This is a genomic window from Caballeronia terrestris, assembly GCF_001544515.1.
GTDB classification, from domain to species: Bacteria; Pseudomonadota; Gammaproteobacteria; order Burkholderiales; family Burkholderiaceae; genus Caballeronia; species Caballeronia terrestris.
This window is the reverse complement of sequence record NZ_FCOL02000001.1, coordinates 22549-40628: the sequence shown is the minus strand read 5'-3', so window position 1 is coordinate 40628 and position 18080 is coordinate 22549. Positions and strand designations below refer to the sequence as shown.

16 protein-coding genes are annotated in these 18080 nt (G+C 65.0%); 9 read left to right on the top strand and 7 right to left on the bottom strand.

Annotation, left to right across the window (positions count from 1 at the left end; genetic code table 11):
• Nucleotides 1-17 precede the first annotated feature (17 nt).
• Nucleotides 18-1193: a fumarylacetoacetate hydrolase family protein gene (locus tag AWB67_RS00185; RefSeq protein WP_087654216.1), complete on the bottom strand. Its 1176-nt coding sequence runs from the start codon at nucleotides 1191-1193 to the stop codon at nucleotides 18-20.
• Between the two features lie 257 nt (nucleotides 1194-1450).
• Nucleotides 1451-2221, bottom strand: a complete 771-nt coding sequence (locus AWB67_RS00180; protein WP_087654215.1) for an IclR family transcriptional regulator domain-containing protein — start codon at nucleotides 2219-2221, stop codon at nucleotides 1451-1453.
• A 142-nt stretch (nucleotides 2222-2363) separates the two neighbouring features.
• On the opposite strand from AWB67_RS00180, the gene AWB67_RS00175 reads away from it, so the two are divergent.
• Nucleotides 2364-3227 (top strand): shikimate dehydrogenase family protein, encoded by an 864-nt coding sequence (locus AWB67_RS00175; protein WP_087654214.1) that lies wholly within the window; start codon nucleotides 2364-2366, stop codon nucleotides 3225-3227.
• 283 nt (nucleotides 3228-3510) lie between these two features.
• The gene (locus AWB67_RS00170; RefSeq protein ID WP_087654213.1) at nucleotides 3511-4920 is read left to right on the top strand and encodes an MFS transporter; all 1410 of its coding nucleotides are present in this window, start codon (nucleotides 3511-3513) and stop codon (nucleotides 4918-4920) included.
• 82 nt (nucleotides 4921-5002) lie between these two features.
• Here AWB67_RS00170 and AWB67_RS00165 read toward each other — a convergent pair whose 3' ends face one another.
• Together AWB67_RS00165 and AWB67_RS00160 are read right to left on the bottom strand one after the other, a co-directional pair.
• The gene (locus AWB67_RS00165) at nucleotides 5003-5242 is read right to left on the bottom strand and encodes a hypothetical protein (protein ID WP_200822141.1); all 240 of its coding nucleotides are present in this window, start codon (nucleotides 5240-5242) and stop codon (nucleotides 5003-5005) included.
• Nucleotides 5243-5349: 107 nt separating this feature from the next.
• Nucleotides 5350-6180: a shikimate dehydrogenase family protein gene (locus AWB67_RS00160; RefSeq protein ID WP_087654212.1), complete on the bottom strand. Its 831-nt coding sequence runs from the start codon at nucleotides 6178-6180 to the stop codon at nucleotides 5350-5352.
• Between the two features lie 234 nt (nucleotides 6181-6414).
• Here AWB67_RS00160 and AWB67_RS00155 point away from each other — a divergent pair, with 234 nt between their 5' ends.
• The 4 genes from AWB67_RS00155 (at nucleotide 6415) to AWB67_RS00140 (ending at nucleotide 11188) form a co-directional block, all read left to right on the top strand.
• Nucleotides 6415-8169 carry an FAD-dependent oxidoreductase gene (locus tag AWB67_RS00155; RefSeq protein ID WP_087654211.1) on the top strand — a complete coding sequence of 585 codons (1755 nt, stop codon included), beginning with the start codon at nucleotides 6415-6417 and terminating at the stop codon, nucleotides 8167-8169.
• A 273-nt stretch (nucleotides 8170-8442) separates the two neighbouring features.
• Nucleotides 8443-8805, top strand: coding sequence for a response regulator transcription factor (locus AWB67_RS00150; RefSeq protein ID WP_087654210.1), 363 nt, complete (start codon nucleotides 8443-8445; stop codon nucleotides 8803-8805).
• Nucleotides 8806-9027: 222 nt separating this feature from the next.
• Nucleotides 9028-10530, top strand: coding sequence for a sensor histidine kinase (locus AWB67_RS00145; RefSeq protein WP_087654209.1), 1503 nt, complete (start codon nucleotides 9028-9030; stop codon nucleotides 10528-10530).
• On the top strand, nucleotides 10520-11188 hold the full coding sequence (locus AWB67_RS00140; RefSeq protein WP_087654208.1) for a response regulator transcription factor: 669 nt from the start codon (nucleotides 10520-10522) through the stop codon (nucleotides 11186-11188). The genes AWB67_RS00145 and AWB67_RS00140 overlap by 11 nt, the downstream gene beginning before the upstream one ends.
• A gap of 101 nt (nucleotides 11189-11289) precedes the next feature.
• Here the strand turns inward: AWB67_RS00140 and AWB67_RS00135 are convergent, their stop codons facing one another.
• Nucleotides 11290-11610, bottom strand: a complete 321-nt coding sequence (locus AWB67_RS00135; RefSeq protein WP_087654207.1) for a DUF4148 domain-containing protein — start codon at nucleotides 11608-11610, stop codon at nucleotides 11290-11292.
• A 224-nt stretch (nucleotides 11611-11834) separates the two neighbouring features.
• Here AWB67_RS00135 and AWB67_RS00130 point away from each other — a divergent pair, with 224 nt between their 5' ends.
• Nucleotides 11835-13109 (top strand): MASE1 domain-containing protein, encoded by a 1275-nt coding sequence (locus AWB67_RS00130; protein WP_159964756.1) that lies wholly within the window; start codon nucleotides 11835-11837, stop codon nucleotides 13107-13109.
• Nucleotides 13102-14580: an acyl-CoA-binding protein gene (locus AWB67_RS00125; protein ID WP_087654205.1), complete on the top strand. Its 1479-nt coding sequence runs from the start codon at nucleotides 13102-13104 to the stop codon at nucleotides 14578-14580. The genes AWB67_RS00130 and AWB67_RS00125 overlap by 8 nt, the downstream gene beginning before the upstream one ends.
• A 16-nt stretch (nucleotides 14581-14596) precedes the next feature.
• On the opposite strand, the gene AWB67_RS00120 is transcribed toward AWB67_RS00125, so the two are convergent.
• A complete protein-coding gene (locus AWB67_RS00120; RefSeq protein WP_087654204.1) occupies nucleotides 14597-15430 on the bottom strand; it encodes an NAD-dependent epimerase/dehydratase family protein in 834 nt (277 codons plus the stop codon).
• Between the two features lie 167 nt (nucleotides 15431-15597).
• Between AWB67_RS00120 and AWB67_RS00115 the strand changes: the two genes are divergently transcribed.
• Complete coding sequence (locus AWB67_RS00115; RefSeq protein ID WP_087654203.1) at nucleotides 15598-16593, top strand: LacI family DNA-binding transcriptional regulator; 996 nt, start codon at nucleotides 15598-15600, stop codon at nucleotides 16591-16593.
• A 15-nt stretch (nucleotides 16594-16608) separates the two neighbouring features.
• Here AWB67_RS00115 and AWB67_RS00110 read toward each other — a convergent pair whose 3' ends face one another.
• On the bottom strand, nucleotides 16609-17898 hold the full coding sequence (locus tag AWB67_RS00110) for an MFS transporter (RefSeq protein ID WP_087654202.1): 1290 nt from the start codon (nucleotides 17896-17898) through the stop codon (nucleotides 16609-16611).
• Between the last annotated feature and the right edge of the window lie 182 nt (nucleotides 17899-18080).

Sequence of the window (18080 nt, the reverse complement as noted above, 5' to 3'; positions counted from 1 at the left end):
AGCGCATCAAATCAGGCTCAGCCCTTCAACAGCCCGCGCCGCGCAAGACTCGCGTAAAGCGCGCGCACGCCAAAATCCCACGCAGGAATCTCCGTCGACTGCGCGACCGGATTGACGAGCGCCCCGATCGCCGGCGTAGCGATCGTTACCACATCGCCCGCGTGATGCGTGAACCCACCTCCGGGCGCATCGCGATCCTTGATCGGCGAGAACATCGTGCCGAGGAACAGCATGAAGCCATCAGGGTATTGATGATGCGCGCCATGCGTCTGCCCGACGAGATCCGTCGGATCGCGGCTGATCTCACGCATGTGGCTCACGCCGTCGAGCACGAAGCCATCGGTGCCGGCAATCTCGAGACTCACGCGCGACTCACGCACGGTATCCAGCGTGAAGCGCTCATCGAAGAGCCGCACGAACGGGCCAATCGCGCAAGAACCGTTGTTGTCCTTCGCCTTGCCGAGCAACAGCGCACTGCGCCCTTCGATATCGCGCAGGTTCACGTCATTACCCAGCGTCGCCCCGACGATCTCGCCGCGCGCGTTCACCGCCAGCACGATCTCCGGCTCCGGATTGTTCCACTCCGACATCGGATGCAGCCCAACACTCGCTCCGAACCCCACCGACGACATCGGTTGCGACTTCGTGAACACCTCCGCATCCGGCCCGATGCCGACCTCCATGTATTGCGACCACGCGCCGCGCCGTTCGAGCTCGGCCTTGAGCGCCGCCGCTGCTTCCGACCCCGGCTTGATCTGCGATAGATCCGCGCCGATCAGCTTGTGGATCGTCGCGCGCACTTCCTCGGCCTTGCTGGCGTCGCCGCCGGCCTGCTCCTCGATCACGCGCTCCAGCAAACTCACGGCGAACGTGACGCCGCACGCCTTGATCGCCTGCACGTCGCAGGGCGCGAGCAATTGCACCGCCGAAGACGAACCCTTCAACGCGCCCTCGATCAACGCTTCCACGCGTCCGAGCGATTCGCCCGGCGCATTGCGCGCGATGTCGAGCATGTCGGCGCGATCGAAGAGGTCCGCGGTGGTGGGCGCGCTCGACGTGATGTCGAACACTTCGCCCCGGCGCACGGCCACGACCGAAGGGCCGTCGACGGGCGCCGCGCGCCACACGCGGCCGATCAGAAGGGCGTCGTCGAGGTCGCGGGGCAGGCAGGCGGAAGGGGCAATCGAAGCCATGTGGTGAAGTCTCCGTGATGTTTTGGGTTCTCGCATTGTGCCTTGATCGGGCGATCGATGAAACCGGTTCCGCGATCGCGTTTTGCGCTACCATCCGGGGCTTTTCGCCAAGAGGCGCGCCGTGCGAGCGCCTCTCTAGTGCAAGCATTTTGTGATATTCGCAGCAAGTATCGAAGAAGGATGTTTCGCCAAAGGCGATCCCCTTCATCGCTCGCCGCGCGCGGGCGATCTGCTGATGCCTTAAAGCATCCAGCCGCCTAAATCACATTCAGCATCGCGAGCGCGGTCTCTTGCAGCGGATGCAACACGCGCGCGAGCGCCGCCTCGGTCGTCTCCTTGCCGATCACCATGTTCGTGCTCAGCGCCGCGACCACTTGCCCGTGCCGGTCCTTCATTGGCACCGCGATACCCCGTACTCCGATCTGCAACTGTTCCTCGATCACGGCGAAGCCATCCGCGCGCGCCTGACGGATCTTCTCGTGCAGCTTCGTCTTGTTGGTCATCGTGTGCGGCGTGAACGGCTTGAGTTCAGTGCCTTCCAGCCATTGCCGCACGGCGTCCTCATCGGGCTTGTACGCAAGCAGCACGACCCCCGGCGACGTCAGCGGCGCCGGCACGCGCGCGCCGAGCACGAAGCCCGTCGTCATCACGCGCGAGGTGCCGTTGCGCGCGATGAAGACCAGTTCCCACTCGTCGAGCACGCTCACGTAGACCGATTCGTTGAGCGTCGCGCTTAGTTGCTGCAGATACGGCTGGACCGTACGCGGCAGTCGCGCCGAATCGAAATACGACCAGCCGACGCGCAGCACGCGCGGCGTCAGCCCGAAGAGCTTCCCGTCCGTCTGCACGTAGCCGAGATGCTCGAGCGTCAGCAGATAACGCCGCGCGGCAGTGCGCGTCATGCCGGTGCGCATCGCGGCTTGCGTCGGCGTCATGCGGGCGTGCTGGTCGTCGAATGCTTCGAGGATCGCGAGCCCTTTCTCCAGGCCGGCGATCCAGTCACGCTTGTCGAGCGGTGGCTTGGTCATCGGGAGTAACCCTCATTTCGTGCGATGAGTGAAACAGTATGCGCGATTATCGATCGTGTTGCTGAGGTTCGCGTTGTCCGGGCGTTGGTGCGGCTCCTATGCTTCGCTCCATCCGATCCCGACCCCACTGGACCCCGACATCATGCACATCACCGGCACGACCCGACTTTTCTTCTGCATCGCCGATCCGATCGATCAGGTGCGCGCGCCCGAAGTCTTCAACTCGATTTTCGCGCGCCACGGCATCGATGCCGCGATGGTGCCGCTGCGCGTGCCCGCCGCACAGCTCGAAGCGACACTGCGTGCGTTGCTCGAATCGCCGACGGTCGGCGGCGTCTCGCTTTCGATTCCGCACAAGGCGGCGGCGACGGCCATCGTCGATCGTCCGTCGGCGGCGGCGCGCGCGGCGAACGCGGTCAACGCCGTGCGGCGCAACGCGGCGGGCGAACTCGAAGGCGAACTCTTCGACGGCCTGGGCTTCATGCGCTCGCTCGATCGCGCGGGCATCGCCTACGCGGGGCGGCGCGTGCTCGTGATCGGCGCGGGCGGCGCGGCATCGGCGGTCACGACGGCGCTGGCGGCGGCCGGCGTCGGCGAAATCGCGCTCTTCGATCCTGATCGGGAAAAGGCACGGCAGCTCGCGGCGCTTTTGCGGCGCGACTTCGGCATCGCCGCGAGCGATGCGCCGTCGAACGATCCGGCCGGTTTCGACGTGATCGTGAACGCGTCGCCGCTCGGGCTCAGCTCGACTGATCCTCTGCCGGTGGACGTCACGCGCATCGCGGATCACGCCGCGCTCTGCGACATCCTGATGAAGAACCAGCCGACGCCACTCCTGCGCGCCGCGCGCTCCCGTGGCCTGGTCGCGGAACCGGGCTTCGACATGCTGATCCTGCAGACGCCGTTCTATCTCGACTTCTTCGGCTACCCGGGGCTGGCGGAGTCCGTCCGCGCCGACGATTCGTACCTGCGTGATTTGCTCGTGCCGGAAGCGCTGGCACGGTGACCGCAAGCAATCTGCCTGGTTAGTGCTAACCCGAAAATCGATCGTTAATCGGACATGTGCGTTCGATAATCGCGCAATTTTTTACAAAGAGCATTGTGCGCCGCAACGCCGTCTCATATTCTCCACTCACCCCGACGCGACCCATCAACGAAGCACCGGAAAGCGTCGCCGGATGAGGCAATCGAAGTCCCGTCCGGCCCGTTTTGCCGTGTCGCTGGCGCGCCGTTCTGCCGCAGATCAAGCAAGTCAGGATTCAACCCATTCATCAAAACTGGAGACAAACATGGCTGGTTCCATGGACCACGAAGAGCACGGCGGCCGTCAGGCGAAGAAGGCCACCGCGAGCGGCTGGATCGGCTCGGCGCTCGAGTATTACGACTTCTTTATCTATGCGCAGGCTGCCGCGCTGATCTTCCCGCAATTGTTTTTCCCGTCGGGCGACCCGAAGATCGCGATCGTCGCGTCGCTCGCGACGTATGGCGTAGGTTACGTGGCGCGTCCGATCGGCGCGTTCGTCCTCGGTCACTGGGGCGACACGCACGGCCGTAAAACCGTACTGCTGGTCTGCATGTTCCTGATGGGCGCATCGACGATGGCGGTTGGTCTCCTGCCGACGTATCACCAGATCGGCATGCTCGCTCCGGCGCTGCTCGTCGTGCTGCGCCTGGCCCAGGGCTTCGCGGTCGCCGGCGAAATCTCCGGCGCGAGCTCGATGATTCTCGAACACGCGCCTTTCGGCCGACGCGGCTACTACGCAAGCTTTACGCTGCAGGGCGTGCAGGCCGGCCAGATCCTGGCCGCCGCGATCTTCCTGCCGCTCGCGTACTTCATGCCGGAAGACATGTTCAATTCGTGGGGCTGGCGCATTCCGTTCCTGCTCTCCGCTGGCGTGCTGTTCGCGGGCTACATCATCCGCCGTGAAGTCGACGAAACGCCGGCCTTCTCGAAGGAAGCCGTTGCAGCGGAAGTGCCGAAATCGCCGATCGCGGAAGCGTTCAAATACAGCTCGAAGGACATGTTCCGCGTCGTCTGCATGGCGCTGATGAACGTGATCCCGGTCGTCGCGACGATCTTCGGGGCGGCTTACGCGGTGCAGGCTTCGTACGGCATCGGCTTTCACAAGAGCGTGTACCTGTGGATTCCGGTCGCCGGCAACATCCTCGCGGTGCTCGTGATTCCGTACATCGGCGACTTGTCGGACCGCATTGGCCGCCGGATTCCGGTGATTTTCGGCGCAATCGGCTCGGGGCTGCTCTCGTTCGGCTACCTCTACGCGATCAGCATCCACAACGTGCCGTTTGCGATCGTGATGTCGCTCTTGATGTGGGGCATCGTGTACCAGGGCTATAACGCGATCTTCCCGAGCTTCTACCCGGAACTGTTCCCGACGCGCTCCCGCGTCTCGGCGATGGCGATCTCGCAGAACGTCGGCACGCTGATCACGGCTTTGTTGCCCGCGCTCTTCGCACTGGTGGCACCGCCCGGATCGACGAACATCCCGCTGACGGTCGGTTCGATCACCCTGGCTGTCACGATCATCGCGGCGCTCGCTGCCTGGAGCGCACGGGAGACGTATCGTGTGCCGATGAGCCAGCTCGGCGAACCCGACGCCGTTCCGCTCGACAAGGCCGAGTACGACCGGCTGCGCGGACAGACGGTCGCCGAAGAGAAGCTGGCGAAGGCGTCTGCCTGATAGAAAAGTAGTGTTGTAAATGCAAAGGCCACGCTCGATGCGTGGCCTTTTCTTTTGGTATCGAGCCACGCGTCGCGCGTGGCTATTTTCCCGCTGCTTCCTGACTCGGGCCCGGAGGCGGCAATCCGTCGACGGTTGCCTTGCCGTATTCGATCGCGAAAGAACACGCGGCCGCGGCCGATCCGAACTTCCCGAGGGGACCCATCGCGCGCCGGATGCCGTTCGGCTTTTCCACGAGCAGCACGACGAGAAAGGCGTCTGGTGTGCGGGAGACGATGGGAGTGAGTCCCCATCCCTTGTATTCGACTGGAGTTCCGTCCATCGCTTGTCTCCTTGCCGCGTGCGGCACATTCGGGAGTCACAAATCTAGTCTTCCGCACGAACGTGCGAAACCCCGCATTCGCAGGTAGTCCAAGCGATGGGTCGGCCTTACACCTCGATCAAAAACTCCACGATGCGGTCGCACACGCGCCCGAACATCTGCGTGCCGGTGACGGTCGGGCAGCCGCGCGCGCGGGCCGCTTCGATGAACGGCGTGAGCGGCGGCTTGGTCACCACGTCTCCGACGAAGGTCGTCGCCGCGAGCCGCGAGACGTCGATCGGCAGCGGATCGTCGGCGCGCATGCCCATCGGCGACGCGTTCACGACGACGTCGTAGGTTTCCGCGCGCACATCGCCATCAGCGATGCTCACGCTTCCCAGCTTCAGCGCGTTCAGCCGCGCGACGAGCGCGTCGGTGCGCTCGGTGTCGTTGTCGCGTACTGCGAGCGAGGCCACGCCCTTGTTGACGAGCGCGTGGCCGATCGCCGAGCCCGCGCCGCCCGCGCCGACCAGGAGCGCGCGCTTGCCCTTCAGCTCGCAGCCGGCATCGGCGAGTGCGGTCACGAAACCCGTGCCGTCGCACATCGTTCCGTGCCAGGTGCCGTCGGTGTTGCGGCGCAGCGTGTTGACCGCGCCGAGGAACGCGGCCTGATCGGTGAACGAAGCGCAGAACTGCGCCGCGCTGAATTTGTGCGGCACGGTGATGATCACGCCGTCGACGTTGCGCATCGCTGTGACGGCCGTGAAGAACGCGGGCAGGTCGTCCGGCGCGACGTGCGCGGGAACGACGATCGCGTCGCGGCCGGCCGCGCGCAACGCCGCGGTCACGCCGGCGGGCGAGCGCACCTGCGCGATCGGATCGCCGACGATGAAATACAGGCGCGTCGCGCCGCTCAGGCCCGCATCGAGCGATGCGTTAAAAGCGTTGTCTTCGGTCATGTGTCTTGCCTCCAGGATTTGTATTGAGACGAACTCTAGTTGAAATTGGAATTGTGTTCAACAATTTGATTCTAACGCCGCTCTTGGCGTTTCGACCACGATCTAAAAACAGACGGTTTTCAAGCGTTAGCGTTGCAAATTCCAGATATGTGGAATAGCATTCCAAAAACAAACAAAGATCCATAGACATCGAAAGTGCCTTGAGGCGCTATCAACCGAAGGGCAAACAAGCCAATGAAGCTCGAACCGATTCTCGAATGCGATGTGCTGGTGCTCGGCTCCGGCGCAGGCGGACTGTCGACGGCCGTGACCGCCGCCACGCGCGGCCTGCGCGTCATGGTCGCGGAAAAGGAAGACGTGTTCGGTGGCACGACCGCGTGGTCGGGCGGCTGGATGTGGATTCCGCGCAATCCGCTCGCGACGCGCGCTGGCATCGTCGAGGAGATCGACGCGCCGCGCACCTATCTGCGCAACGAGCTCGGCGCGCAGTTCGACGCCGAAAAGGTCGATGCGCTGCTCGAACACGGTCCGAAGATGATCGAGTTCTTCGAGCGCAACACGTCGATGCGTTTCGTCGACGGCAATCGCATTCCCGACTTCCATACGTCGAACGGCGCGACGAAGGGCGGCCGCTCGGTGTGCGCGATGCCGTTCGATGGCCGCGAACTCGGGTCTCTGATCGACAAGCTGCGCCCACCGCTTGCCGAAGTGACGATCAAGGGCATGGCGATCGGCTCGGGACAGGACCTCGCGCATTTCTTCAACGCGACGCGTTCGCTGCGTTCGGCGTGGCACGTGACGCGGCGTCTTGCAGCGTTCGCGGGGCACAAGCTGCGCTACGGCCGCTCGATGCATCTCGTCAACGGCAACGCGCTCATCGCGCGGCTGCTGAAATCGGCGGCGGATCGCGGCGTCGATTTGCGCACGCGGGCAAAGGCCGTCGAGATCCTGCGCGATGGCGATCGAGCGACGGGTGCGCGCGTCGAGATCGAAGGCGTGCTGCATGAAGTGCGTGCGGCGCGGGGCGTGGTGCTCGCATGCGGCGGTTATCCGCACGACGCTGCGCGGCGCGCGCAGACGTTCGCTTATACGCCGACGGGGCGCGAGCACTGGTCGGCGGCGCCGCGCGCGAACACCGGCGACGGCATCCGCATGGGCGAAGCGATCGGCGCGCATTTCGACGACTCGCTCGACACGCCCGCCGCGTGGGCGCCGGTGTCGCTCGTGCCGAGGGGCAAGGGGCAGCCAGAAGCCGCGTTCCCGCATCTGATCGAGCGCGCGAAGCCAGGCGTGATCGCCGTGACGCGCGGTGGCAAGCGCTTCGTCAACGAGGCGTCGTCGTATCACGACTTCATGGGCGCGCTCATCGGCACGACACAGCCGGGCGAGGAGGTGTGCGCGTGGCTCGTCTGCGATCATCGCTTTCAGCGGCGCTACGGACTCGGGTTTTCGAAGCCGTTTCCGTTTCCCGTCGGTCCGTATCGGCGTTCCGGCTATTTGAAGCAGGCGAACACGCTGCACGAACTCGCGACGCAATGCGGCATCGATCCGCAAGGGCTCGCGGAAACGGTCGCGGCGTACAACGGTTACGCGAAGGACGGCTTCGATCCGCAATTCCACAAGGGTTCGACGCCCTACAACCGCGTGCAGGGCGACGCGCAACACGGGCCGAACCCGTGCGTTGCACCGATCGTCGATGGGCCGTTCTATGCGGTCAAGCTGCTGCCCGGGAGTCTCGGCACCTTCGCGGGCCTTTCGACCGATGCGCAATCGCGCGTGCTCGACGAAGCGCATACGCCGATTCGCGGCCTCTACGCAGTCGGCAACGACGCGGCGAGCATGATGGGTGGCTGCTATCCGAGTGGCGGCATCACGCTCGGGCCGGCGATGACGTTCGGTTATCTCGCGGGGATCGCGCTTGCCAAGGCGCGTGAGGATGAAACGGTCGCGGATGTCTCCGCCATGAACCGCGCCAAAACGACGCAGTGACAGGGGTTGCACGACCCACGCCTGACGCCCCTTCGCGCGGGCGGTCAGGTCTGATGTCCGCTGCGTCCCGCATGCGATTGACTGGCTGCAATGCGCCTTACGCAGCAGCCGTCGAAGGCCGCCTCAAGCACCGCACCCACGGCAACCACCTGTTGCCCACCTATACCCACATATGATTTCCCCGCGTGCCCTTTGCCCCTAACATGGGGTTAACCGAGCGGTGAGCCAGCCCTTTACACCCGCCCACATTTACGTACGGTCGAGGACACGCGCTTGCATACCCGTTCATTAGTTTCCGTGGTCGATGATGACGAATCCGTTCGCGTCGCGACTTCCAGTCTGCTCCGGTCGCTCGGCTGGGACGTCTGTATTTATGCGTCCGCCGAATCCTTTCTGGAATCGAACCGGCTGGACGAAGTGGCCTGCGTCATCTCCGACATCCAGATGCCCGGCATGACCGGCCTGCAAATGCAGCAGCGGCTGCGCGAGATGGGCCATGCGCTGCCGATCGTCTTCATCACGGCGTTCGCGTCGGAATCGGTGCGCAGGCAGGCGCTGGAAGGCGGCGCCGTGTGCCTGCTCAGCAAGCCGGTGGATGGCGCCGTCGTATCCCAATGTCTGGAGAAACTGCGCTAACGATCGAAGTTTCAGGAAAAATCAGTACCCGGGCGAAGCAGGATCGCGCATAGTTTCAGGCATTTGAAAGCATCGGCCGCCGCTGCTTGAATCTTGTCTGCGATGACGGCGATTCCGGCGAACAGGCGTCCGGTATTCGTCTAACCAACGTCTTCCAACCGCCTATGTCCTCGACCCATCGTGCCATCGTTCTCCGCTAGACGACTCGCTGAAGCGATCGTGATGAAAGATCGCCCGCCCGCCGCCCGCGCCGTGCATCGTGACGTCCGCGTGCTGTTCGGGCTCGCCGCCGTGATCGCGCTCGTGGTGTTCGTGATCGACTCGCTGCCGACGCTCGACATCGCGATCGCGGTGTTTTACGTCGTCGTGGTGCTGCTGGTTGCATCTACGGGCAGCCGGCGCGCGACGATCGCCGTCGCGTGGGGGTGCATCGCGCTGACGCTCATCGGCTTCGTGTTGTCGCACGACGTGCACTACACGAACGGTGCGCTCGCACGCTGCGGCGTCAGCCTGCTCGCGATCGTGACGACCGCCATCCTCTCGCTGCGCAACCTGGCTGCCACCGCGACACTGCACGAGCAAGTCGAGGAGCGTAAGCAGGCGGAATACGCGCTCGAACGCAGCGAGGCGTTCCTGCTCGATGCGCAGCGCCTGAGCCGCACCGGCAGCATCGCGACCAGCCTGCCGAGCGGCGTGATGTGGTGGTCCGACGAGGCGTATCGCATCTTCGACTACGGGCGCGACGTCGTGCCGTCGATCGATGCGATCCTCGCGCGCGCCCATCCCGACGATATGGCCCTCGTGCGCGGCGCGCATGAACAGGCGCTTGCCGGCGCACCGCTCGTCGAGGTCGAACACCGGCTCCTGATGCCGGACGGCAGCGTCAAGAACGTGCATTACGTCGCGCATCTCGCGTCGCCGCAAGCGGGCGGGCTCGAATATGTCGGCGCGCTGATGGACGTCACCGAGACCAAGTGCGCGCAGGAAGCGCTCGCCCGCTCGACCGCCGAACTCGCGCACGTCACGCGTATCACGATGCTCGGCGAACTTGCCGCATCGATCGCGCACGAAGTCACGCAGCCGATCGCGGCGATCGTCACGTGCGGCGATGCGTCGCTGCGCTGGCTGAACCGTCCGACGCCCGATCTCGCGGAGGCGAAGCAGTCGATCGCGCAGATGATCCGCGACGCGAAGCGCGCGAGCGACGTGATCAAGCAGATCCGGTCGATGGCGAAAAAGCGCGACCCGCTTCCGGCTAAACTCGATTTGAACGAGATCGTGGTGGAGTCGATCGAACTCGTGCGGCGCGAACTGGAGCGGCATCGCGTGGCCATGCGGATCGAACTGGCGTCGCCGTCGCCGACGGTGAGCTGCGATCGCGTGCAACTGCAGCAGGTGCTGATCAACCTTATTATGAACGGCGTGCAGGCGATGGGCGACGTCGCCGGCCCGCGCCGCGTGCGGATCGCGACGCGCCGCTACGACGCCGGCAACGCGCAGGTCATGGTGCAGGACTCGGGCGCCGGCATCAGCCAGGACAACGTGAGCCGCCTCTTCAACGCATTCTTTACGACCAAAGCCGAGGGCATGGGCATGGGATTGTCGATCTGCCGTTCGATCGTGGAGGCGCACGGCGGCCGTATCTGGGCCGAGTCGCCGGAAGAGGGCGGCGCGGTGCTGCAGTTCATCCTGCCCGTCGAGGAGGGGGAAAGCCATGAGCAGTGACCTGGTGGGCAATGCGGGCAACGCCATCGTCTACGTCGTGGACGACGACGAATCGATGCGCCAGGCCGTCAGCACGCTGCTGCGTTCCGTGGGCCTGAGCGTCGAGACGTTCGCCTCGGCGCAGGAGTTCCTCGCGTTCGACATGCCGGACATGCCGAGTTGCCTGATCCTCGACGTGCGCCTGAAGGGGCAGAGCGGCCTTGCCGTGCAGGAACAGATCGCGGCGAGCCAGCTTGGCCTGCCGATCGTCTTCATGACGGCGCACGGCGACATCGCAATGACCGTGAAGGCGATGAAGGCCGGCGCAAAGGATTTCCTTGCCAAGCCGTTTCGCGATCAGGACATGCTCGATGCCGTCGCGCACGCGCTGAAGAGCGACGAGGAGCGGCGCGAAGCGAACCGGTCGGTGGCCGATTTGCGGCGCTGCTACGAGTCGCTGACGCCGCGCGAACGCGAAGTCATGGCGTTTGTTGTATCGGGGCTCATGAACAAGCAGATCGCGGGCGAATTGAACCTGAGCGAGATCACCGTGAAGATTCATCGCGGGCAGGCGATGCGCAAGATGGGGGCTCGCTCGCTTGCTGATTTCGTAAAGAAAGCCGAAGCGCTCGGGGTGCGGTTGCCGGTGGACTCTGGGCCGCGTGCGTCGCGGGCTTGAACTTCGCTATCAATCAACCCGACGACCTATCCTCGCTCGGATGGAAAAACGCCCCAAACCGTCATACGGTTTGGGGCGTTTCGCGTTGCTGACCCAAGCGATTACGAGTGGCTGTAGTCCACCGGATTTACCGCGCCGAAACCGCGCGCCGATCCGTTGCCCGAAGCCGAGCTTCCTTCCACCGACGCACCATACGACGCCGCCGCCACGCCATTCTGCGCATCGACACGGCGTTGAGCCGCTTGCAGGTTCGCGGGATAGGTGGCGCGATCGCTTGCCGGGCTATAGCCCGCGCGTTCCAGTTGGATCAGTTCCGCCTTGACCTGCGCACGCGTCACGGGACCGTTGTCCTGTGCGTTCGCGAACGTGGGAGCGGCGAGTGCGGCAGCGAGTACGACTGCGGGGATGAGTGCCTTGAACATGATGAACCTCCGAATATTCGATTGTGAAAACGGGGCGTCGGATCGTGTTGCGTGTTTTCCGTAGCTGCGTCGATGAAGGCAAGTCTAGGCGTCGCGCGGCTCGGTATAAACCCTCATCAGATGGAATCACAATTCGCCAAATCGCACCAATCGCATGGCGCGACGCCCGTTGCCTGCGATGACCACCGCACGCTATGCTGCGCGAGACATCCAAGGGGAAACCGATGCAACAACTTCGTCTTGCCGTATTGGTAGGCATGCTGTTGTTAGTGGCGGCGTTCGTCTCGCGATCGCTCGCGGATGCCGCGACCGAGACGACTCCCGTGTGGCTCGCAAGCGGCGTCACTTACTCGGCGCTCATCGTCGGCGCGCGCTGGTCGTGGCCGGCGATCCTCGCGGGCGCGGGTGTCGCGTCGGTGATCTGGGGCATGGTTTCGCACGCGCTCGGCGTGCCGGCGGCGCTTGTGTTTGGCGGCATCGAGGTGATCAGCATGGCCGTGGGCGCGTGGATTGCGACGCTCGGGCGCCACGACCCGCAAGGCCCGGCCGGCGCGGGATTGCTGATCGCGGGCGCGCTCGTCGCTTCGGTGCTCGGCGGACTGATGGCGGTCGAGCTGTGGCGCTGGCTGCGTCCGGGCGCGCATCTCGCGATCGAATGGCGCGTCTGGACATTCTCCACCGCCGTGGGCCTGTTGCTCGTCGCGCCGCTCGTCGTCGCGTTTCGCGGCTTTCGCATCCGGCGCTCCGGCGGCATGACGATGCCGCAGTTCGCTGGCGGCGCGCTCGCTTTCCTTGCGTTCATCGCTGCCGTGCTGATCGTGTTCTCCGGCAACAGCGTCGAGCGCTTCGCCGGACTCGCCGCAACCCTCGCCTACGTTCCGATGCCGTTCCTGCTCGCCACCGCGCTCCTGTGGGGCGCGCGCGGCGGCGCGCTCGCGACGCTGCTCGGCTGCGTGCTCATCATCTATCGCAGCGCGCAGGGCGGCGGTCCGTTCAACGTCATCGAGGATTTTCCGGGCGAGGCGGTGGTCGAGGTGCAGGGTTTCGTCATCGTGTGGGCGGTCGTGCTGATCTTCGGGCGCGCGCTGTCGGAGGGCCGTCGCCAGGCGCTCGACGATGCCCGCGGCTGGCGCCTGCGCTACGCGCGCACGCTGGAGGCGGTCGGCGTCGCGAGCGTCGAATACGACGCCGTCACCGGCCGCGCGACGTGGGGCGAAGGCGCGGCAGCGGTGCTCGGTCCGGCGGTGCACGGCGTTAACAGTCTCGACGAGTGGCTCGACCGCATCGACGTGGCCGAGCGCGGCATCGTGCAGGCGACGTGGAGCGCCGTCGCGCGGGGCGACGCGCCGACGAGCGAGCAGGACTACGCGGTACGTCTGCCCGATGGCCGCGCCGTGCGTGTGCACGAACGGCTCGCGGGCATCCGCGGTGCCGACGGGCAGGTCGAGCAGGTGGCCGCGCTCCTGCGCACGGCCGCGCGGGAGAGCGCGCATGGCTGAGCCGGGCGTCTTCCTCATCCACGGGCTGGGCGGCACGCAGTACGACTTGGGCTCGATGCACAAGCGCCTGAAGAATGCCGGCTTCGTCACGCATTCGCTGACCTTGCCGGGCCACGGCACGCAGCCCGAAGACCTCGCGGGCGTGCATGCCGAGGACTGGCTCGAAGCGGTACGTGTGAAGTATCGCGAGGTCGTCGACCAGCATGAAGTGCTGCACGTTATGGGCATGTGCATGGGCGCGCTGCTCGCGGTGGAGACCGTCAAGCGCGAGAAGCACGCGAAGGGGCGCCTCGTCGCGCTGGCGCCGCCGGTCTACATCGACGGCTGGGCGACGCCGTGGTATCGCAGCCTGCGCCCGCTCCTGTATCGCGTACCCGGCGTGCCCGAGCGCATGAAGGTGGAAGAGGAGGAGCCTTACGGCATCAAAAACGAGCAGCTTCGCGAGATCGTGAAGGCGAAGTTCGCGCGCGGCGAGAATTTTCATTACCGCTGGGTGCCGCTCGCGTGCATCCGCGAAGTCGATCGCCTGCGCGGCTTCGTGATGACGGGCCTCGAACGAATCACGTGCCCGACGCTCGTCGTGCACGCGCGGCAGGACGAGCTGACCAGTCTGCGTTCGGCGAATTTTCTGGTCGAGCGTATCGGCGGCGGCAAGCGTGCGGGACAGGCGCGCATGATCGTGCTCGAAGACAGTTATCACATGGTGTGCGTCGATAACGATCGCGAGATCGTCGCGAAGAATGTGCTTGAGTTCTTCGAAGTGAGTCTGGGCGCGTCGCTCGGCATGGCAAGCGACGACGCGCGCATGAGCGCCGAGCAGATCCGCGATTTGCTCTCGGGCGCGCAGGCCGATCTCGAACGCGGCGATTTCGCGGCACTCTTTGCGCGCGGCATTCCGGATTTCGCGTGGTTCCAGCCGGGGGCGAACTGCACGAGCGGGGCGTTTCGCGGGACGAAGGGCCGCGTGCGGCTCCTCAGGTGGACGGCTGAGGGCGTTTCTTTTTCGGCGTTCGGCGCGCCGGTACTGAACGCGGGGATGGCGGTGGTGCCCGCGACGCTGCGCGCGGGCGCGCTCGCGTCGCAAGGCGTGCTGGCGTTCGCTTTGCGGCAGGGGCGGCTATTGGAAGCGCGCTGGTTCCCGGACGACGTGAGCATCGAGGACGCGCATTTCGGCGGCGCGCCCGCCGCCGACGGACCGAGCCCGGCCGAGCGCGCGTTCGAGGCTGCGGCGGCGTTGTCGAAGACCTTGCGCCGTGCGCCCGACAACGACACGCTGCTTGCGCTCTACGCGTTGTTCAAACAGGCGAGCAGCGGCGATGTCGCGGGCGAGCGGCCCGGCATGATGGACATGGTCGGCCGCGCGAAATACGACGCATGGCTTGCGCGACGCGGCGTGCCGCGCGAGCAGGCGATGGCTGAATACGTCGCGCTCGTCAACAAGCTCAAGGCCGCGGAGGAGCAGACGGCCTGAGCTTCGCCTCCAAAAATCACCGGTTGTTTTCCATCGGCTCGCCGATTACGAACGCGCCGCCTTGAAAACGCTGCGCCGGATCGTCGCGATTCTCATTCGGCGCGGACGGCGGGAAGCGGTCCGCGAACTGCACGGAACTATCCTGCGGATTGAAGCCGAGGAAGCCCGCCTTCGAGTTGTCCCACCACTTGACCGGATTGTCCGACGCGCCGTACACCACCGCGTGGCCGACCACGTTCGTGAACAGCGAGCAGCGCACGAGTTCGATGAAATCGCGAAAGCTCAGAAACGTGACGAGCATCCGCGGGTTCTTCGGCTCCTCGAACGACGAACCGATCCGCAGACACACCGTCTCGATGCCGAAGCGGTCGTAGTAATAGCGCGACAGCGCCTCGCCGAAGCACTTCGTCACGCCGTAGAGGCTGTCCGGGCGCTGCGGCGCGTCGGTGTCGAGCACGTCGGTGACCGGATGAAAACCGATCGCGTGATTCGAGCTCGCGAACACGACGCGCTTCACGCCGTGTCTGCGCGCCGCTTCGTACACGTTGTAGGTGCCGAGGATGTTCGCGTCGAGCAGGTCGTCGAACGGCGCGTCGATCGAAATGCCGCCCAGATGCACGATCGCATCGACGCCTTCGACCAGATGCATCACCGCCTGCCGGTCGGCGAGATCGGCGACGGTCGTTTCCTCATGCGGCGCCGGCTCGCCCAGTTTGGCGATGTCGCTGACGCGCACGACGTCGGCCCAGTCGGCGAGGGCGCCGCGCAACTGGCGGCCCAGATTGCCGGCCGCGCCGGTCAAAAGCAGTCGCCGGAACGGTTTCTTCGACGTGGCTGTTGGCTGGTTCATCTAAAACTCCTCGAACAATATTTTGAGGTAAACGTTTTCCAACTATATCGATGCCTGCAGGGCGCCGTCAATGGCGGCGGAGCGTAGCGCGTCTGTCATAACTCATGTTCAACGCAGCGCGTTTTCTGCGACAATCGGTTAACAAAAGAGAAAACGTTACCTGACGAATGAAAAAAAATTCCCCGACGATTCGCGACGTTGCTGCCGCTGCGGGCGTGTCGGTCGCCACGGTGTCCAAGTACATCAACGGCGCGCAGCGCTTCTCGGCGCCGGTCGAGGCCAAGCTCAAGGTCGCGATCGAAGCGCTCGGCTATCGCTCGAACCCGCTAGCGCGCTCGATGATCACCGGCCGCACGCGCACCATCGGGCTGACCATTCTCGACATCAGCAATCCGCACTTCACGAACGTCGTGAAGGGCGCGAACCGCGTCGCGCTGCGGCACGACTACACGCTGCTGCTCGTCGATACCGACGAAAACCAGGCGCGTGAGCGGCCGCTGATCGAAGCGCTGGCACAACGCGTCGACGGCCTGATCGTCAGCTCGCGCATGCCCGACGAAGAAACGCACTGGATGCTCGACCTCAACAAGCCGCTCGTCCTTCTGCGGCGTAGCGAAACGCTGCCGATTCCGAGCGTTGGCATCGACAACCGGCTCACCACTTACATGCTCGCGCGGCATCTGCTGAACCTCGGCCACCGGCAGATCGCCTACCTCGGCTTCGGCCAGGCGCCGCGCATCAACGACGAACGTATCCGCGGGGCGCGCGAGTGTCTCGAAGAAGCGGGGCTCACGCTCGACGTCTACGATGCCCACGCGCCGACTTCGCACGCTGGCGAGCACGCATGCTCGCGGGTGATGCTCGGCCCGCGCCGGCCGCAGGCGGTGATCTGCTACAACGACCTGATCGCGCTCGGCTTCATGAAGGAGGCGGCTTCGCTCGGGCTCAAGCTGCCGCAGGACGTCTCGGTGACGGGCATCGACAACGTTCCGTACGGCGAATTCGCGTCGCCGGCGCTGACCACCGTCGATATCCAGAGCGAAAAGATGGGCGAGCTCGCGATGCAAAAACTCATCGATGCGCTCGCCGGCCACCCGGATACCGAACATTCGATGTTCGAGCCGCGGCTCATCGTCCGTGAATCGACGGCGGCCTGCGGCTGAACCAAAGTTGCTTGTTTATGCGTCGAGCTTCGCGGGCGTCATGCGCGGCGAGAGCAGATGCATCACGCCGAATGCGACGAGGTAAGCCAGCGCGCCGATCGCGAACAGCACCCAGTAGTGACCGGTACGCTGCAACACTTGCCCGATCACTTCAGAGAACAGCACGCCGCCGATCGAACCCGCCATCCCGCCGATACCGACCACCGCGCCCAGCGCACGCTTCGGGAACAGATCCGATGCGGTCGTGAAGAGGTTCGCCGACCAGCCCTGGTGGGCAGCCGCTGCTAGACCGACGATCGCCACTGCGCCCCACAGGTTGTCCACTTGCGAGACGAACGCGATCGGCAGCACGCAGCAGGCGCAGATCAGCATCGCGGTCTTGCGCGCGCGGTTCACGCTCCAGCCGGCACGCAAGAGCGCCGAAGAAAGCCACCCGCCGCCGATACTGCCGACCGTCGTCATCGCGTAGATCACGACGAGCGGCAGGCCGATGTGCTGCATGTCCATGCCGCGCGATTCGTTCAGCCACTTCGGCAGCCAGAACAGGTAGAACCACCACACCGGATCGGTCAGGAACTTGCCGATCAGGAACGCCCACGTCTGACGCTTGCGGATCAGCACGCCCCAGCCGGGTGCGCGTGCGTTGACATTCGCGGCGTCCATCGCTTCGACTTCGTCCTGCGCGTCTTCCAGTTCCTCGTCACGCGATTTCGGATCGCGCGACTTGTAGAGCGCGAACCACACCGCCAGCCACACGATCCCGATCGCGCCGATGATCACGAACGCCGCGCGCCAGCCGAAGGCGATCGCGAGCGGCGGGATGATCGCCGGGGCGAACACCGCGCCGATATTCGCGCCGGAGTTGAAGATGCCGGTTGCGAGCGCGCGTTCGCGGCGCGGGAACCATTCGGCCGTCGTCTTGATGGCGGCGGGGAAGTTGCCGCCTTCGCCGATGCCGAGCAGCGCGCGAACCATCGCGAAGCCCGTCACCGAGCCGACCACCGCGTGCAGCATGGCGGCGATACTCCAGATCAGCATCGCGAGGGCGTAGGACACGCGGGTACCGAGCCAGTCGACGATGCGGCCGAAGCAGAGCAGGCCGACGGCGTAGAACGCCGAGAACGCGATCACGATACGGCCGTACTGGATCTGGCTCCAGCCGATGTCTTTCTGGAGCAGGGGGGCGAGCAGACCGAGGATCTGCCGGTCCATGTAGTTGATGACGGTCGCGAAAAAGAGCAGCGCGCAGACCGTCCAGCGGTAGCGGCTGGCCGCGCGCACGACGCCGACGACAGCAGTTTGCATGAATGTCTCCGATACACAGCTTCGCTCGTCGCGCTGCGCTTGTCTGTTCGTGGATGGCGACGAGCGCCGGGGCGGCCTGGCGTCCTGCGCGGCAACTTCGCTGCGCTGACGATCAACCTGGTTTGGAAAACGTTTTCCTATCTTAATAAAACCCGAGCGGCTTTTCCATCCCAAATTCTTAG

Bases quoted from the DNA above. Each gene is read 5' to 3' on its own strand.
- AWB67_RS00115 (WP_087654203.1), top strand. From the start codon at position 15,598: ATGAAAAAAAATTCCCCGACGATTCGCGACGTTGCTGCCGCTGCGGGC.
- AWB67_RS00180 (WP_087654215.1), bottom strand. From the start codon at position 2,221: ATGACCAAGCCACCGCTCGACAAGCGTGACTGGATCGCCGGCCTGGAG.
- AWB67_RS00130 (WP_159964756.1), top strand. From the start codon at position 11,835: ATGCAACAACTTCGTCTTGCCGTATTGGTAGGCATGCTGTTGTTAGTG.
- AWB67_RS00175 (WP_087654214.1), top strand. From the start codon at position 2,364: ATGCACATCACCGGCACGACCCGACTTTTCTTCTGCATCGCCGATCCG.
- AWB67_RS00120 (WP_087654204.1), bottom strand. From the start codon at position 15,430: ATGAACCAGCCAACAGCCACGTCGAAGAAACCGTTCCGGCGACTGCTT.
- AWB67_RS00170 (WP_087654213.1), top strand. From the start codon at position 3,511: ATGGCTGGTTCCATGGACCACGAAGAGCACGGCGGCCGTCAGGCGAAG.
- AWB67_RS00135 (WP_087654207.1), bottom strand. From the start codon at position 11,610: ATGTTCAAGGCACTCATCCCCGCAGTCGTACTCGCTGCCGCACTCGCC.
- AWB67_RS00185 (WP_087654216.1), bottom strand. From the start codon at position 1,193: ATGGCTTCGATTGCCCCTTCCGCCTGCCTGCCCCGCGACCTCGACGAC.
- AWB67_RS00145 (WP_087654209.1), top strand. From the start codon at position 9,028: ATGAAAGATCGCCCGCCCGCCGCCCGCGCCGTGCATCGTGACGTCCGC.
- AWB67_RS00160 (WP_087654212.1), bottom strand. From the start codon at position 6,180: ATGACCGAAGACAACGCTTTTAACGCATCGCTCGATGCGGGCCTGAGC.
- AWB67_RS00125 (WP_087654205.1), top strand. From the start codon at position 13,102: ATGGCTGAGCCGGGCGTCTTCCTCATCCACGGGCTGGGCGGCACGCAG.
- AWB67_RS00155 (WP_087654211.1), top strand. From the start codon at position 6,415: ATGAAGCTCGAACCGATTCTCGAATGCGATGTGCTGGTGCTCGGCTCC.
- AWB67_RS00140 (WP_087654208.1), top strand. From the start codon at position 10,520: ATGAGCAGTGACCTGGTGGGCAATGCGGGCAACGCCATCGTCTACGTC.
- AWB67_RS00110 (WP_087654202.1), bottom strand. From the start codon at position 17,898: ATGCAAACTGCTGTCGTCGGCGTCGTGCGCGCGGCCAGCCGCTACCGC.
- AWB67_RS00165 (WP_200822141.1), bottom strand. From the start codon at position 5,242: ATGGACGGAACTCCAGTCGAATACAAGGGATGGGGACTCACTCCCATC.